15 protein-coding genes, 1 pseudogene and 1 other annotated feature are annotated in these 15,719 nt (G+C 24.6%); of the genes and pseudogenes, 2 read left to right on the plus strand and 14 right to left on the minus strand.

The window, feature by feature from the left end; all coding sequences use genetic code 11:
* Nucleotides 1-18: 18 nt before the first annotated feature.
* The 4 genes from ACUN06_RS06690 to ACUN06_RS06705 form a co-directional block, all read right to left on the minus strand.
* Complete coding sequence (locus ACUN06_RS06690; RefSeq protein WP_291731472.1) at nucleotides 19-1,233, minus strand: BaiN/RdsA family NAD(P)/FAD-dependent oxidoreductase; 1,215 nt, start codon at nucleotides 1,231-1,233, stop codon at nucleotides 19-21.
* 132 nt (nucleotides 1,234-1,365) lie between these two features.
* Nucleotides 1,366-2,262: a MurR/RpiR family transcriptional regulator gene (locus ACUN06_RS06695; RefSeq protein WP_291731475.1), complete on the minus strand. Its 897-nt coding sequence runs from the start codon at nucleotides 2,260-2,262 to the stop codon at nucleotides 1,366-1,368.
* Nucleotides 2,263-2,386: 124 nt separating this feature from the next.
* Nucleotides 2,387-2,926, minus strand: coding sequence for a tRNA (mnm(5)s(2)U34)-methyltransferase (locus ACUN06_RS06700; protein WP_294124351.1), 540 nt, complete (start codon nucleotides 2,924-2,926; stop codon nucleotides 2,387-2,389).
* A 9-nt stretch (nucleotides 2,927-2,935) separates the two neighbouring features.
* Nucleotides 2,936-3,664 carry a pseudouridine synthase gene (locus ACUN06_RS06705; RefSeq protein WP_291731478.1) on the minus strand — a complete coding sequence of 243 codons (729 nt, stop codon included), beginning with the start codon at nucleotides 3,662-3,664 and terminating at the stop codon, nucleotides 2,936-2,938.
* 214 nt (nucleotides 3,665-3,878) lie between these two features.
* On the opposite strand from ACUN06_RS06705, the pseudogene ACUN06_RS06710 reads away from it, so the two are divergent.
* Nucleotides 3,879-4,184: pseudogene (locus ACUN06_RS06710) on the plus strand (pyridoxal-phosphate dependent enzyme); the annotation flags it as partial.
* A 205-nt stretch (nucleotides 4,185-4,389) separates the two neighbouring features.
* Here the strand turns inward: ACUN06_RS06710 and pyrE are convergent.
* Entirely contained in the window at nucleotides 4,390-5,061 is a 672-nt protein-coding gene (gene pyrE / locus ACUN06_RS06715) for an orotate phosphoribosyltransferase (RefSeq protein ID WP_449390244.1), read from the minus strand.
* A 145-nt stretch (nucleotides 5,062-5,206) separates the two neighbouring features.
* Between pyrE and ACUN06_RS06720 the strand changes: the two genes are divergently transcribed.
* The gene (locus ACUN06_RS06720; RefSeq protein WP_331891651.1) at nucleotides 5,207-6,166 is read left to right on the plus strand and encodes an alpha/beta hydrolase; all 960 of its coding nucleotides are present in this window, start codon (nucleotides 5,207-5,209) and stop codon (nucleotides 6,164-6,166) included.
* A 92-nt stretch (nucleotides 6,167-6,258) separates the two neighbouring features.
* On the opposite strand, the gene ACUN06_RS06725 is transcribed toward ACUN06_RS06720, so the two are convergent.
* From ACUN06_RS06725 to idi, 9 genes are all read right to left on the minus strand, one after another.
* Nucleotides 6,259-7,203 (minus strand): hypothetical protein, encoded by a 945-nt coding sequence (locus ACUN06_RS06725; RefSeq protein WP_291731486.1) that lies wholly within the window; start codon nucleotides 7,201-7,203, stop codon nucleotides 6,259-6,261.
* Nucleotides 7,204-7,261: 58 nt separating this feature from the next.
* Nucleotides 7,262-8,074 carry a TerC/Alx family metal homeostasis membrane protein gene (locus ACUN06_RS06730; RefSeq protein WP_291731488.1) on the minus strand — a complete coding sequence of 271 codons (813 nt, stop codon included), beginning with the start codon at nucleotides 8,072-8,074 and terminating at the stop codon, nucleotides 7,262-7,264.
* Nucleotides 8,075-8,192: 118 nt separating this feature from the next.
* Complete coding sequence (locus tag ACUN06_RS06735) at nucleotides 8,193-8,444, minus strand: DUF3243 family protein (RefSeq protein ID WP_449390245.1); 252 nt, start codon at nucleotides 8,442-8,444, stop codon at nucleotides 8,193-8,195.
* Nucleotides 8,445-8,526: 82 nt separating this feature from the next.
* Complete coding sequence (locus tag ACUN06_RS06740) at nucleotides 8,527-9,474, minus strand: YbgA family protein (protein WP_294160967.1); 948 nt, start codon at nucleotides 9,472-9,474, stop codon at nucleotides 8,527-8,529.
* A 310-nt stretch (nucleotides 9,475-9,784) separates the two neighbouring features.
* Nucleotides 9,785-12,985: a type I pullulanase gene (gene pulA, locus ACUN06_RS06745; protein WP_449390246.1), complete on the minus strand. Its 3,201-nt coding sequence runs from the start codon at nucleotides 12,983-12,985 to the stop codon at nucleotides 9,785-9,787.
* 176 nt (nucleotides 12,986-13,161) lie between these two features.
* The gene (locus ACUN06_RS06750; protein ID WP_294124344.1) at nucleotides 13,162-13,575 is read right to left on the minus strand and encodes a hypothetical protein; all 414 of its coding nucleotides are present in this window, start codon (nucleotides 13,573-13,575) and stop codon (nucleotides 13,162-13,164) included.
* 165 nt (nucleotides 13,576-13,740) lie between these two features.
* The gene (locus ACUN06_RS06755; RefSeq protein WP_449390247.1) at nucleotides 13,741-14,292 is read right to left on the minus strand and encodes a tryptophan transporter; all 552 of its coding nucleotides are present in this window, start codon (nucleotides 14,290-14,292) and stop codon (nucleotides 13,741-13,743) included.
* Nucleotides 14,293-14,406: 114 nt separating this feature from the next.
* Nucleotides 14,407-14,660 (minus strand) — a binding site (T-box leader).
* Nucleotides 14,661-14,721: 61 nt separating this feature from the next.
* Nucleotides 14,722-15,054, minus strand: coding sequence for a hypothetical protein (locus ACUN06_RS06760; RefSeq protein WP_291731497.1), 333 nt, complete (start codon nucleotides 15,052-15,054; stop codon nucleotides 14,722-14,724).
* A 108-nt stretch (nucleotides 15,055-15,162) separates the two neighbouring features.
* Nucleotides 15,163-15,696, minus strand: coding sequence for an isopentenyl-diphosphate Delta-isomerase (gene idi, locus ACUN06_RS06765; protein ID WP_294124343.1), 534 nt, complete (start codon nucleotides 15,694-15,696; stop codon nucleotides 15,163-15,165).
* Between the last annotated feature and the right edge of the window lie 23 nt (nucleotides 15,697-15,719).

Genomic DNA, 15,719 nt, shown 5'->3' on the forward strand with positions numbered 1-15,719 from the left:
TCTCAATTATTAAAGCAATTAAATGCTATTTCCAGCAATATATCCAGTTGATAATGCAATTTGTACATTATATCCACCGGTAAAAGCATCAACATCAATAACTTCTCCAGCAAAAGATAAATTAGAAATTATTTTTGACTTCATAGTAGAAGGATCTATTTCTAATGTATTTACACCACCTGCAGTAACAATTGCTTCTTCAATAGGACGAAGTCCTTTAATTTTTACTCTTAAATCTTTTAAAATATGTAATAATTTTTTTCGTTCTTCCTTAGTAATTACATTTACTTTTTTATCTAATGGAATGTTTGATAAATTAATTATTAAAGGAATTAGTTTTTTTGGTAATAAATCATCTAAAGCATTTTTAAATTCTTTATTTTGATATTTTAAGAAATCTTTTTGAATTCTTTTATCAAGTTCGCTTTCATTTAAAGCTGGCTTTAAGTCAATAGATGCTTCATAACTTCCTTCATTTTTAACATATCTTGATCCACTTAGAACTAAAGGACCAGATATTCCATAGTTAGTAAATAGCATTTCTCCTTGATTTTTATAAAGTACCTTATTATTTTTTAAAATACTTAAAGAAATATTTTTAAGAGATAATCCCATTAAATCTTTTAACCAAGGTTCATTAAGTTCAATTGGTACTAATGATGGTTTCAATTCTATAATTGTATGACCAAGTTTTTTAGCAAATTTTTGTCCTTCTCCTCTTGATCCTGTAAGTGGATAAGAAGCACCTCCAGTTGCTATAATAAAATAATCACCATATAATTTAGTGCTATTATTTATTTCAACTCCAACTATTTTATTAGCGTCATAAATAATATTTGTTACTTTAGAATTAAGTTTAACTTGTACGTTAGATTCTTTTAACCCTATAGAAAGCCCCTTTATTATATCTGAGGATTTATCAGACATTGGAAAGACTCTTCCACCACGTTCAACTTTTAATTTTATTCCAACATTTTCAAAAAAATTCATAGTATCTTCATTTGTATATGAGTATAAAGCACTATATAAAAAATGAGGATTTCCTGGTATATAGTCGAAAAATTCACTTATATCCTTTGAATTTGTAACATTACATCTACCTTTTCCAGTAATAAATAATTTTTTACCTATTCTATCATTTCCATCTAAAATAGTTACATTATGCTTCTTAGAAGCGTGAATTGCTGCCATTATACCAGCAGGGCCAGCTCCTATAACAATGACTTTAGCCATAAAAAGTCCTCCTATAACTAAAGGGGATGTCGCATTAAGAATAAATACTACAATATATTGTATTAATTTTTATTTTTTAAAACAATATATTGTGTATAAAAGTTTTAGTGCGACAGCCCCTTTTATTTTAAATTAATCGTCTCCAACATTACGATTGTTGTATGAGTAAACATTATATTCTCTCCATATTTCTTCTAAACTGTTAAATGTTGAAGAAATATTTTCTTTTTCTCTCATACCAACAGCAATTATTAATGCATTTATTACTGATAATGGTGCAACTAATGAGTCAACAAAAGAGGCCATATTACTTTGAGCAATAAGTGAATAATCTGCCCTTGCTGCAAGTGGAGATAAAAAGCTATCTGTTACTGCAACAACTGTTGCACCCCTATCTTGTGCAAATGCTAATGCATCAATTGTTCTACTTGCATAACGTGGAAAACCAATTCCTATAACTAAATCACCTTCACCAACATTTATCATTTGCTCAAATATATCAGAAATACCATATCCAACTGTTTTTACATTTTGAAGAATAATATTTAAATAAAATCCCAAAAATTCAGCTAATGCCATAGAACTTCTTAAGCCAATAATATAGATTCTTTTAGCAGCAAAAATATTGTTTACTACATCCTCAAACGTATTATAATCAATTTTTTCCATAGTTGATCTTATATTTTCCATATCAGCTTTTAATACACCCTTTAAAGCATGACCTTCAGTAATATAATCACTTGATAATTCTAATCTTTGGACTGTAGTTAATTTATTTTTTATTAACTCTTGAAGGGACTTTTGAAGTTTAGGATATCCTGAAAAACCTAATTCAATTGCAAATCTTACTACTGTTGATTCAGAAACGCCTACAGAAACTCCAAGTTTAGCTGCAGTCATAAAAGCAGCTTTATCATAATTTTTTAATATATATTCAGCAATGAGTTTTTGCCCTTTACTAAGTCTTGGGAATCTCATTTGAATTAATTTCATTAAATCCTTTGATTCATCCGTATTATTTATTTCCATTATTTAACTCTCCTATTTAAACTAACTGCAATTATTTTAGCATTATTTATTAATATAATCAATTAAATAATTAAATCTAAAATTGAAAAAATGCAAGTAAATTAAATTAAAGTTCCAATAATAATTATTTTTTCTCAATTATCATTAACAAAGGTGAAGTTATAGATCTATTAATGCATTCGTGTAGCATAACACCATATTTATTTTTAGGAAGGGTTTTAGCAAAATTAATAATGCAATTTTCCTCTTCTTTACCTTCATTATGACCACGATAAATTGCAATAGAAACTATTCCGTTTTTGGTTATTAATTCTAAGGATTGTTTTATACTTGATAAACTTGATTTAGCAAGTGTAGTTATATTTTTATCTCCACCTGGAAGATATCCTAAATTATAACAAATACAATTAACTGGTTCCTTTACAAAGTAGCTTAATTTATCATGGGATTCATTAATAACTATAACATTATTATTTTTATCGATATATTTATCGCAAGCATCTTTTTGAATCTCAAAAGCATATACCTTTTTAAAATTTTCAGATAAAAAGTCGCAATCATATCCATTTCCTAATGTAGCATCTATAGCTACATCTTTTTCTGGAATATATTCTTTAATGATGTTATGTGAAAGTATACTCACATCAGAAACATATTTAAACATAAAAAACTCCTATAAATTTTTAATATAATTTAATTCAGATTCTGTTAACTCTCTCCATTGACCCTTTTTTAGATAACCTAATTTTATATTTCCTATAGAAACTCTTTTTAAGCTAATTACTTCATGATTTAAAGAAGCACACATTTTTCTAATTTGTCTATTTTTACCTTCATGTATTGAAATTTCAACAGTTGATAAAATTTCAGTACTATTTTTTGATTTTTCTTCACAAATTATATCTATATCAGCTTCAGCAGTTACATATCCACCAATATCAATTCCAGATTTAAATTTTTTTATATCACTTTGAGTAAATTTACCTTTACATACAGCTATGTATTTTTTCTTTATGGCAACTCTAGGATGAATTATATTATTATATATACTTCCGTCATTAGTTAATAAAAGTAACCCTGAACTATCATAATCTAATCTTCCAATTGGATATATTCTTTCTTGAACATTAACTATGTCTAAAACTGTTTTTCTTCCTTTTTCATCTTTGGCAGATGTTATATATCCTTCAGGTTTATTGAGCATAATATATAATTTTTTTTCTTCTATTTTTATTATTTGATTATTAAATTCTACTATATCTATTTCAGGATTTATTTTTGTTCCAAGTTCGTTTACAATTATTCCATTAACTTTAACTTTACCATCTAAAATTAATTCTTCACATTTTCTTCTAGAAGCTACCCCACATTGAGCCATGTACTTTTGTAATCTTTCTTCCATTTATTTCACTCCGTCTTTTAATATTCAAGGTAATTATATATTTAATATTAAATTAATACAACTAAATATTTATAAACTGAATAGGAAAGGATTATTTTACTCTAAATATATTTTATGTAAAAATAATATATTATTGGTTAAAATTACAATGTTATATATTTAATTATTATTTTTTACAAGGAATAAATTTATTTAAGAAGATGGGCTAGATATTATGTATTTAGAAAAAATAATAAATGTAAGAGAAAATATAAAGGATACTGTTATAAAAACTCCATTATTATATAGTAATGTTTTTAGTAAATTTAGTAATAATAATGTATATATGAAATGCGAAAACTTGCAATTAACAGGTGCTTATAAAATAAGAGGGGCATTAAATAAAATATTATCATTAAGTGAAGAGGAAAAATCTATAAGAGTAGTTTGCTTTTCAGCAGGTAATCATGCTCAAGGAGTTGCTTATGCATCTTCACTAGCGAATGTTAATTCAACAATTGTAATACCAAAAACTACACCATATGTAATAAAGCTTGAACATAATCACTTTAAAGCAATTAATAGAATTCATAATGTTTTATTAGAAGTTACAGTTGAAACAAATGGGCATGAGAATATTCAAAAAATATTAAATTCATTTAAAGAATATAATTATCAAATAAATGTTATGTATTAAAAAATAGGATAATGATTTTATGCATTATCCTATTTTTTACTTTATTTAATTAAACTCCATATTTTTGATAATATTCTTCTATTGCTAATTTAATATTATCATCAATATATATAGTTCCATTTATTTCTTTGTTATATAAGTATTCAACAACTTCTGCCATAGTAACTATTGGATAAGTTGTTATACCAAATGCTTCTTTTATTTCAGATTGAGCTGACTTTTCTCCTCTTCCCTTTTCCATTCTATCAACAGAAATAACTAATCCTGAGATTTCAACATCTCCTTGTGCTTTTAATATTGGAGCTGTTTCATAAATTGAAGTTCCTGCAGTCATAACATCTTCTACTATAACTACTTTTTTAGTATTATCTAATTTTGCTCCAAGTAAAATTCCACCTTCACCATGATCTTTAATTTCTTTTCTATTTGAACAATATTCAACATTTACTCCATATAGATTATTCATTGCTATTGCAGTTGTAACAGTTAGAGGAATTCCTTTATAAGCAGGTCCGAATAATACATCAATATCTGTTCCAATACGTTCCTTAATTGTTTGAGCATAAAATTGACCTAATTTTTCAAGTTGCTCTCCTGTTGTATAATTACCAGTATTAATGAAGAAAGGCGTTTGACGTCCACTCTTTGTAACAAATTTACCAAATTTCAAAACATTACTTTTAACCATAAATTCTATAAATTCTTGTTTGTATTTTTCCATAGAAAACAACTCCCGTGATGTGTATATTTTTCTTAAATATTGTAACATTATTCGTAAAAAAAATCTAATAATTTTTAAAAGTTTTTATATTTATAAACTTTTGGGTAATAATTCTATATATAGGATAATATGCAAGGAGATTTTTATGAAAAAAAGAAGGAAAGTAAATTTATTAGTAATTTTAAGTGTTTTTATATGTTTGGTATTTGTTACTTTAAATTCTGTTAAATTTAAATTTTTATTAGAAGTTATTAAATTAAGTAATACCTTACCTACTATATCAACAGATTTTTATAATGATCCAATTGATGATATTACATATGAAGACATAACTTACAAAAAAAGAAATGGACTATCATTAAAATTAGATTTATATGAAAATAATAATGAAACTAAACCAAAACCAGTTATTATATATGTATTTGGAGATGCATGGATTAAGGGCGAAAAGGTAATTCCATCTGCAATTTCTCCTTTAATAGAATTATTAAAGGAAGAGGGATATGCAGTTATAAGTACATCTTATGAATTAATGAAAGAAGAAATAATATTTGATAAGCAAATTTCAGATGTTAAAGATACAATAAGGTGGGTATATAAAAATAAGGATAAATATAATTTTGATATAGAAAACATAGGATTAATTGGACCATCTGCTGGAGCACATTTAGCAATGATGGCAGCTTATTCAGAAAATGATGAGTTTATAGGAGATTCTTCATTAAAGGATTACCCATCACAAGTTAAATATGTAGTTGATTTATTTGGACCAGCTGAGTTAAGTAAAATAAACTTAAATTATGGACCAAGGGAAATTGTAGAAAATCTTTCTAAAAATGATATAAAAAATTTTTCTAAATTATATAGTCCGATTAGTTATGTTAAAAAAAATTTACCTGATACATTAATTATACATAGTAAAAAGGATGAAATTGTTCCTTATGATACATCAATAAGCTTATATAAAAAATGTATTAAATTAAACAATCACTTTAAGTTTTATACATTAGAAGATTGTAACCATTGTTTAGAAGGATTATCAAATACTGAAGCATTAAAGTTATATATGGAAATTGTTAATTTTATAATTTCAGAGAACAATTAATCAAATTTAAAAGTATTAAAAATATACACCATTCCTTATAAGAAAAGGTGTATATTTTATTAAATATTATTAAAAAACATAAATCTTTAAGTTTAAGTAATCATACTTATTGGAACTACTAATAATGCCTCACCAGGAACTCTAAATCTTGGCTGTTCTGGAAGGTATATTCCAGTACTAGACAACTTTTGCATTAATGGTGAGCAACAATTTAAAAAATTTTCATAAAAATTAGCCTGTCCTGATTTGCGTAATAAATGAATACAATGTTCATTATCGCACTTTCTTATTACTTTACCAATTACGGTACAGGGACAATCTTCTTCATCATATATATTAGCATAAGTACTAACAAAATTACTATTGTTTACGGTTAAAATAACATCAGTATTTCCACAATTAATAATCATATCTTGACTATTATTAACTGTTAAAAGTGATTTTAAATATTCCACTTGTTTATACATTGTATTATAATTTAACAATGGATTTTCAGAATTCGTTGAAACTTTGCAAACAGAATTTAAACTATCAGTTCCCAAACAACAAAGTAAATTAGATAAACTATCTATGTATGAAACCATAGATTCACTAGATATATTACCTTTTAGTTTAATATAATCTCCTACATTTATATCATTTATTGAATTATATTCAGAAAATTCTTTAATTAAATTAGAATCGTTTAAACCTCTTAATAATTGTTGATGAATTTCAAAAGTTGTATAAATACGTGTTAATTCTTCTTCACGCCTTACATATCTTTTTCCCTCAAGATATTGATTATCTTTATTTGAAGTAGTTATAGTATCTGCTTCAGTAAAATTTTTACCTTTATATCCATCACGCTCATCACGCACACATCTATCTTCACCATAATGTTGATTAGAACCTTCATTACCTGTCTTAGCACTTAAAGTTCTATCTTCAATAAATTTTGAAGTTCTTTTTTCTATATATCCATCAATAACTAATGAATTTAAGTTTTTAGTTAATGATTCATCTAAATAAATAAGTAAATCAAGTGCATCAGCCAAGGAAGTTACCTCCTTATTAATTGACAAACCTCACATTATTGTATTCAAAATTAGATGATTAAGTACTTAATAATGAAAATAAAATGCTTGCAAGAAGTATGATAGCAATTATTAGTAATGAAACTATCGTTGATACAATAATTCCAAAGAATGCTATAAATAACTTTATTCCTGTAAACATTAAAATAAAGGCTATACCATATTTTATATATTTAAACATAGTATTTAATTTAGCTAGTAAGAAATAAAGACTTCTTAATCCTAATATAGCAAATATATTAGAAGAATAAACTATAAATGGATTTGTAGTAATTGAAAAAATTGCAGGGATTGAATCTAATGCAAAAATTATATCTGAACTTTCAATTAATAATAAGATTAAAAATAACGGTGTAGCATGTAAAATTCCATTTTCATGTATGAAAAATTTTTCTTCATATAATTTATCAGTAACAGGTATAAACTTCTCTAAAAATTTTAAAATTTTACTATCTGAAAAATCATTTGATTTATCTTTGTTGAATAATATTTTTAAGCCACTAAAAAATAAGAAAAAACCAAATATATAAAGTATCCAATGAAAAGTATTAATTATTGCAACACCTAAAAATATAAATATGAATCTTAAAATAACAGCACCTATAATACCATAAGTAAGTACTCGCTTTTGATAAGATATTGGTATATTAAAAGATGTAAAGATAATTAAAAATAGAAATAAATTATCTACACTTAAACTTAATTCTATTATGTATCCACCTAAGAATTCTAATGCTGGTTCATTTCCCCAAGTAATATAAATAACTATATTAACAATAATAGCTAAGCTAACCCATAAAATAAAGTTTTTTAATGCACTTCTTGCTTTCAAAATTTTTTCTCCTTATATAATTAATTCACAGAATAAATATATGATTTAATTAATTATTTTATTAATAAAGTAAAAAAGTAAGATTAAATTAAAAACTTAATCTTACTTTTTAAAATTATTAAATAGTATCATTTTTAGTAATCTTAACTACCAACTTAGCTAAAACATGTTTGTCATGAGAATTAGCAACATTCCATAATTCATGTAACAACTTTTCTTCGTCATTTGAAGGAGTTGTATTTTTAGCTAGAAATGAACCAACACTTGCTGTAATATTATTAATAGTATTATCTGACATTCCTAAGTTTTCTCCTATATTAACAGCTTTTCCTAATGCTTCTTTCCATTTATCAAATTCAGTAATACTCATATAATTCCTCCTTAATTATATATAATAGTATTAATTTTATATAAGATAAATATTCATTTAATATACTTTATATGCTTTTATATTAATCGTTTAAAATAATTAAATCTTCTGGATAAGGCATAAAAAAACTTTGATCTAATAAATTATATAACTCAAAACGTACCACATAGCTTTTAACTAAATATAATGGAACAGTAAAAGGTATATAACCATTTTTATACTTGTCTATAGTAGTCCAAAGAAATTGCAGTTCTTCTGTAGAGATTTTGTCGCCAAATTGTTCTAAAGATTTCATAAGAACATTAATATTTGAAGTATATCTAGGAGCTTTTTCTAAAAGTCTATTTAAATAAAATTCATATTCTTTAAATAAGATATTAATATCTTCAATTTTATCTGAATAAATTAAATTATCTAAAAGCTTAGAGTATTTTTGACTATATGATAAAAATAATAATGTATTTTTTAAATGAAAGCTTTTTAAACTTTCAAAATTAAAAGATTTCTTAATTAGTCTAAAATCTGATAATATAAATATTCGTGATAAAAAATGCTCCCTAATTTTAAAATTATTTAATCTATGTTCATCTTCTATTGGTATATAAGGATATTGTTTAATGATTTCTTTTGTAAAAAAACCATGTTCTCTTTTTATTGCACAACCTTTTTCTAAAGTATCATAAACTTTAGCGTCCTTTAAAGCACAGATTGGAGATTTAGATTTTAAAATAAATCCATCAACATTAGTTAATTTATTTAGAAATTTATTTGAAAAATCATGCATTTCTTGTGTTAAATTTAAATCTTCATTTGGTATTAAAAGTTCTTCTTTATTATTATTTTCAACAATTCTTAATTTACTATGATGTATTTGTAATCCACATTCTATTTCAGGACAAATTGGAATAACTTTAACATATTTTTTTAATTTTTCGATGAATTCGTTGTTTTCAATACTTCCATCATGTTTGCAATTATCGAAACCTAGGCATTTACTAATTACTATAATTGGTTTATTATAATCAGACATAAAAAAACAATCCTTTCATGTACTTGTATAAATATTTTTTGTATAAGTAGTATTATTTATACTAAAGCCTAAAATTATAAAATAAAAATAAGCTATATTTTTGATTAATATATTAATTAAATCAAAAATATAGCTTTATAAAAATATTATGAATTTAATGGGGCTACCGCACTAAAACTTTTATACACAGTATATTGTTTAAAAAAATAAAAATTAATACAATATATTGTAGGATTTATTCTTAATGCGACATACCCCATTTAATAATTTTTTTGTTTATCCTTTATAAAGGCATTAATAAATTTAATAATTAATTTAAATTTAAGTTGCTACATAAAATCATTATAGAAAATGCCCTTAATGCTGGAATTTGATTATTATATATTGTGTTTAATACCTTCATTCCTGCAGTACTTTCATTAGCAATAATATTCCAGTAACCATTTTGAGCAAGAGGAGCATATGAAGTTACATTATAATTTTCAATATTTGTTCCATTATATATTACTAAAACTTCACCTTTACCAAAATCATTTAAATTTATATGTTGAAGTAAGACACCACAACTTTCATTGTTTCCACCAAATATAAACGTTGCATTACTTTTTATTATTTTAGGATCTTTAATTTTGAAATGAGGTAAATTTTTTCTAATTTCTATTAAACCTTTATTATATTTAAAAACATCAATAAATCTTTCCTTATCGCTCCATTTAATAGAATTAATATAATCATTACTTTTATAACTATTATGATCACCTTGTTTAGTTTTTAAAAATTCAGATCCTGATTGAATAAAAGGAATACCTTGAGCTGTAAATATTATGGCCATTCCTAAAAGATCTTGCTTTACCAAATTTGAATTTAAGGGATAATCAGGAATATTAAATCTAAATTCACCAAATTTAATAGATTGATTTTGACTTTTTTCAACTTGATCCCAAAGGGTATAATTATCATGTGCATCAACATAGTTTATACTTTCGTTAGGATTACTAGTAATTGTATATATTGAACCTTTTAATCCTTCGATAATGCTCCAATTACAAATTGAACTATATTGATTACCATTTATAAAACCAGAAGAGGGATTATTATTGCCTCTTATAGCATCTCTAAATGTATCATTAAAAATAGAGAAATTTTCATTTTTTTGTGAACCCTTGTATGTTCCGTTAACTAATGGTGAACTACCACCCTTCCAAGGTTCACCATAAATTAAGAAATTCTTATCTAATTTTGTTGTTTTCTTTACAATTTCTTTTGTAGTATCTATATCTAATAACTCCATTAAGTCAAATCTAATTCCATCAATTTTATAATCTTTAATCCAATGAAGACATGAATCAATAATAAATTTTCTTACCATTGGTCTTTCAGAAGCAAGTTCATTACCACATCCTGAACCATTAGTATAACGACCTAGATAATCACTTCTAAAATAATATCCAGGTACAATATTATCCATATTAACAGTACTCATCATATGATTATAAACCATATCCATAACTACTCTAATTCCTCTTTCGTGGAACTTCATAATCATTTGCCTTAATTCAAGTATTCTTGTAACAGGATTATATGGATTACTACAATAGCTTCCTTCTGGTACATTAAAGTTTTTAGGATCATACCCCCAGTTTCTATTATTTGAACCAGGAAAACGTTCATCTACAGAACCAAAGTCAAATATAGGCATTAAATGCACATGAGTTATTCCTAATTCACATAAGTGTTCAATTCCAGTTTTTACACATTTACCATTATAAGGATTTTTATATATGGTATTTTCCTCTACTGTACCTAAATAAGTCCCCCTAAGATCATTAATAACTCCTGAACTTTCATCAATAGTAAAATCTCTAATATGCATTTCATAAATTATAGAATCATCTTTTTCAGATAATATAGGAATAGGGTGATTTGTAAAACCTATTGGCTTAGTAGCTTTTTCATTAATATCTAACACATATCCTTTATCGCCATTTACACTTACAGAATTAGCATATGGATCTACAGCATAAGTTACAGTTTCTATTATTTTACCATTTATATCCACATCTCTAAAATAAAGCTTATATAAGTAATACATACCATCTGCATCTTCTTTATTAACAACAGTAGTATAAACTCCTGTTTTATAATCATAAATCATTGGATATTTTATTACATCATCCTCATGATTTATATACCATTCTTTGTATAATAATAGCTCTACTTTAATACTTGTAGGAGCCCATAATTTAAAAGATATAGAATTGTTCAAATAAGTTACTCCCAAATCATCTTTTGAATAATAAAATTTATTTAAATAATCACGCATTACAACTTTATAAGGTCTATAAGAGCTAGAAGCAGAAACTAATAGTAAATCATTTGCTCGAATATGATGAGGAAGATTTGCTATAATTATTTTTTTTCCTCTTATAATAGAAGAAACATTTTCTAGTTTTTCTTCATTTAAATATAAATCAAAATCTATACCTAATAATGGTTCACTTGAAAGATAAATTTGTATATTTTCATGAGTATCCATAACAGCAAATTGGATATTAGTTTGACTTGCTATCACGGCATCTTTAAGAGATTTATAGCTTCTAGAATCTCCTTTAATAATATAAATATCTTTATATTTTCCTCTTAAATCATAAGTATTACTTTGTTCAGCCCAATAATTTATCCAATTATTTCCCCATTGTTTTTTTCTTATTATTAAAAAATCATTATTAATAAATGTAGAAAAACCAAAGTCAGTATTATAAACAAAATTTTTTTCTTCACCAGAAGAGTTTTCTCCAAAACTCCAACAATTCCAAATATAATCATTTCCTTGATAATTATTATCTTCTAAGTAAAAATGTACTAATGTTCCATTAAAATTATTATTTTGAACTTTTATTGTTTTTGTAGTGATAAGTTCTTCTTCACATGAACTTCCCTTAATTATAATTTCATAGCCATCAGGAACTGTATCATCAATTATTAAATAATCATTTTTTATTTCTATTCCAGGTAAAGGATTTTTAATTTCCCATTCCATTTCAGTAAGTGAAATTCTTCCATATAATCCAGTACAAACACCTAATAATTCCACAGGATGTTTATATGCAATTATATTATTAGAAGAATATATTTTTAAAATATCTTTTACCGTTTCCCAAGTAAAACTAAAACTATTTTTTTCATTTCCATAAGAATCTACCCAAATTTCATTACCATCAGTATCAATTAAAATATACTTATATCTATATTTACCAGGAGGTAATTTATTAGGAAACTTTACTTCTTTTATCATTTTTAATTCTTTATCATTTGTATCAATTTGCCATGTAAGTTTATAATCATCAGACTTTTCCCAGCCATTAAAATCACCAACTACATAAGCATACATGCAACCAGCATACTTAGCAGTAAAACGAATAGTATTTGAAATAGGACATAAATCAATTGAATATATGCCTTTAGATTTAGCGTTCATTTCAATTTTCTCAATATAATCTGTACTTTTCATATATTACCTCTCAAATTAATTCTCAACTAAAGATTAATATAATAATTACTACCATATAATTGTATTATATTATTTTATTATATATCGATTATACCATTTTTTATATTTTTTTCCTATATAATAAAAACAAGGCAGAAAATCATTATGCCTTGTTTTTATGAAATTTAAATTTTATATTATTCAACTTGAGTTAATAATCTTTTCATTACATCTTTTAATTTATTATTTCCAAGCTCTTCATTAGCCATAACAAGAACGCCTTTAATATCATTATCAGATGGTTCCCATTTATAAGCTTTAAAATCCATGATAGAATCTTCTGGTAAATATTCTTCTAATTCAAACCCTAATTCCTCAGTAGTTGCCATATATTCTTCAAATAATGTGTCTTCATCTTCTTCACTAATATTAATAGTTTCGCTTATTTCCTTATTTAAAGTATCAATATCAAGACTTAAATTAAAAGCAACTATATCTTCCCTTTTAGAACCCTTGCTCATATCCTTAATAACTTTAAATTCAGTATTTTCTTCAATTATATTTTTTATATCATTGCTATCTAACACTCTATTTCCAAATGCAATATACATACTTTTCCTCCTTGGGTTATCAAATAATGTTTTATAATTATTTTAAAATGTCATTTATTTAAAATGTTATTTATAATGTATCAGAAGAAAAGATAAAATTCAATAAAAATAGACTTATTATAAAAATTCAAGAGTAAATAATAAAATAATTATTTCTTGAATTTTTTAAAGTGTTATAATTCTTTTTAAAGATAAACTTATTACATGATAAAGAATAAATCCACTAATAGTATTAATTAATACTGCAGGAATTACTATGGTAATAAAAAGCATTGAAAAATTTGCAGGTAAACCAACTATTAATTGTGCTGATATTAAGAATGTCACTCCACTAACTAATGTTCCAATTGGAAAAGTTAATAATACTAAAATATTACTTTGAAGTTTGTTTGTAATTTTAATGAAGTCACACATTTTATTTATTAAAGTTATAACTAAGAACATAATATTTGCAGTTACTAGCTTATCTATTATATTTGGCAACTGTCCACCAGGAAACTTTGTAGTTAAAGCTGTGAATATTCCTGTTATTATAGCTGAAATAAGAGTAATTTTATAATCATTATTATTTATAATCATTATTATAAATAACATTGCTAAAGCAAAATCAGGTTGCATTGGCAAACCTAAGGCTGGAGTTATTTGATGTAATATGGCACCTATTGCTAATAAAAGTGCATTTATAACCATTTTCTTTGTATTTAAATTTCTTTTCATTTTTAAATCCCCCTAAATATAAATAAGTATTATTAAATTTTAATTCTTTTAAATTAGCAATATTTCATGGCATATTAATCACCTCCTTTTAAATAATAAAAAACTCCGTCCTAAAAATAGGACGGAGTGTAAAATCCGCGGTACCACCTAATTTATGAAGTTTTAATATCAGAAACCTCATCACTTAATCAAGTACTATCATACTTGTCCTACTATAACGTGTAGGTTACGGTATCTGGTACTAAGCTATGTTTTCCCTTTACTTCTCAAGGGCCCATTCATATAAATCCTTCTTGTTAAGATCTCACCATCCTTAACTCTCTTTAATGAAGCTAAAATATATTACTATCACCTATCAATGAATTTTAAGATTTAATTTAATATTATTATATTCCAATATTTAGAAAATGTCAAAAATTTTTTAAAATTCTATTTCATAGTTATATTTGATGATGTTGGGAATAAATTGTTAAAGAATTTATCAAAACCATCATCTTCAATAAGAACTTCTTCTTCATCATTAACATAAAATTTATTCATAGTGCTTATAACTAAGTCAAACTTCTTTAAATTATTTTCTTCAAGTAAAACTGTATATAAATACGATAAATGATTTTGCATATATTTTTGAAGATTTGCTGCTTCTTCTGAAGTAATTTTTCCTTGGCTAATTAAATCTTTAATAGGTCCATTATTAAGTGTAAAATATGCAGAAGCCTTAGATATATTAGCTATGTATTCTTGTGGTTTCTTTTTATCCATTTTTTTAATTCCTTTCATTATTAAAATAAAAAATATAATTAAATATAAAAATATTTTATATTACTATTTTATATCTTACAATAGATATTAATAAATAAAAGTAAGTTATTATAAGGAATTAAGAGCTATCTTTAAATCATCAAAATGATTATTCATTATATATGCAAACCAAAAGGTATATTTTTCAGGGTTTTCTTTTAAATCTGTTTTTAATTTATCTAAAGAAATCCATTTATAATCCTCAACTTCTATAGGATTAAATTTAATTGATCCATTATATTTTCCAAAGAAAACATGATCAAATTCATGTTCTATTAAATTATTATCAAATTTAACATAATAAATAAATGAAAATATTTCTCTTAAATTTGAATAAATACCCATTTCTTCTTTTAAACGTCTATTTGCTGCATCTTTTGTATCTTCATTTTTATTAGGATGAGTACAGCAAGTATTGGTCCAAAGACCTGGTGAATGATACTTTCCACTAAATCTTTTTTGTAGTAATAATTCTTTGTTATCATTAAATATAAATACTGAAATTGCTCTATGGAGAACTCCTTTAATATGTGCATCAAGTTTTTCAATAAATCCAATTTCATTATCATTTTCATCTACATTAATTATTATTTCGTCTTTCATTAATACTCTCCTAAAAATTTATA

The sequence above is a fragment of the Clostridium sp. ETTB3 genome, from assembly GCF_053571985.1.